Consider the following 1,424-nt stretch of genomic DNA (forward strand, 5'->3'; position numbering starts at 1 on the left):
GGGGGGTGTCAAATGGTTTGTGTACAGGGTTAGTGATGAAAGGACATCATAGTGACTGTGACTGATACACGTGGGAATTCTGAGTCTGCTGCTGAGCTTGTTGAGCAGTTGAAGGCTTCTGGTGCTTTGGATGAGTTGTTTGCCAAGATTGATTCTGGGCAGGTTGAGCTCACTGGTGATGGTGGTTTAGTGCCAGCTTTGATTAAGGAAACTCTTGAACGGGGATTGCAGGCTGAGCTGACTTCGCATTTGGGTTATGAGTCGGGTAATCGTGAAGATAAATCAACGACGAACTCGCGGAATGGTTCGTATGCCAAGACCGTTGCCACGGAGTCAGGAAGTGTTGAAATCGCGGTACCCCGGGATCGTGAGGGGTCATTTACTCCGCGGCTTGTTCCAAAAGGATCGCGTCGCCTTGGCGGGTTAGATGACATGATCATCTCGTTGTATGCCGGTGGTATGACGATCAGGGATATCCAGCATCATTTAGAAACCACGATCGGGACGGAACTATCGCATGAAACGATCTCGAATATCACTGATGCGGTCATGGAATCGGTGTTGGAGTGGCAAAACCGGCCATTGGAAGAGTTTTACCCCGTGATCTATCTGGACGCGATCCGGGTGAAGGTTCGGGACAACGGTCATGTGAGGTCCAAAGCCGCGCACATTGCTGTGGGGGTTGATATGGACGGTATCAAGCATGTCTTAGGTATCTGGGTGCAAAACACTGAAGGGGCGTCCTTTTGGGCGCATGTGTGCGCCGAGCTTGCTAACCGTGGTGTTAATGATGTGCTCATCGTATGTTGTGACGGGCTTACAGGCCTGGCAGAAGCGATCGAAGCGACCTGGCCGGAGTCACTGGTACAAACCTGCGTGGTCCACCTGATACGAAACGCAAACAGGTTCGTAGCTCATGGTGATCGTAAAGCCGTATCCAAAGCGCTGAAACCGGTGTACACCGCGGCTAATGAAGATACGGCATTACAAGCGCTTACTGACTTCGCTAGCTCGCCGCTTGGGCAGAAATACCCTTCGGCGGTCGCGACATGGGAAAACGCGTGGGACCGATTCACGCCGTTCCTTGCGTTTCCACCAGCGCTTAGACGAGTGATTTACACGACCAACGCGATCGAATCGTTGAACTACCAGCTACGCAAAGTGACGAAAAACAGGTCGCAATTTCCCACTGACGAGTCCGTCGTGAAACTCCTGTGGCTAGCGATCTGCAACATCGAAGATAAACGAGCCCGTGAACGCGCTAAAGACCGCGGTGCAGGCAAAATTAACCAGAAAAACATACGGCTTATAGAAGGACGACAAACCACGAACTGGAAACAAGCCCTGGCCCAACTCGCCACGGCCTACCCCGACCGAATCAACAAATACCTATAACACTCAGACACAAACAACTTGACAAGCCC

At 51.8% G+C, this 1,424-nt stretch carries 1 protein-coding gene; it reads left to right on the plus strand.

Features of this window, described 5'->3' with window-relative positions; all coding sequences use genetic code 11:
* The first annotated feature begins 57 nt into the window (after positions 1-57).
* Positions 58-1,395, plus strand: a complete 1,338-nt coding sequence (locus tag MHX53_RS11470; RefSeq protein ID WP_239272782.1) for an IS256 family transposase — start codon at positions 58-60, stop codon at positions 1,393-1,395.
* Positions 1,396-1,424 lie beyond the last annotated feature (29 nt).

It is taken from the genome of Brevibacterium sp. ACRRH, assembly GCF_022346365.1.
Lineage (GTDB): Bacteria > Actinomycetota > Actinomycetes > Actinomycetales > Brevibacteriaceae > Brevibacterium > Brevibacterium paucivorans.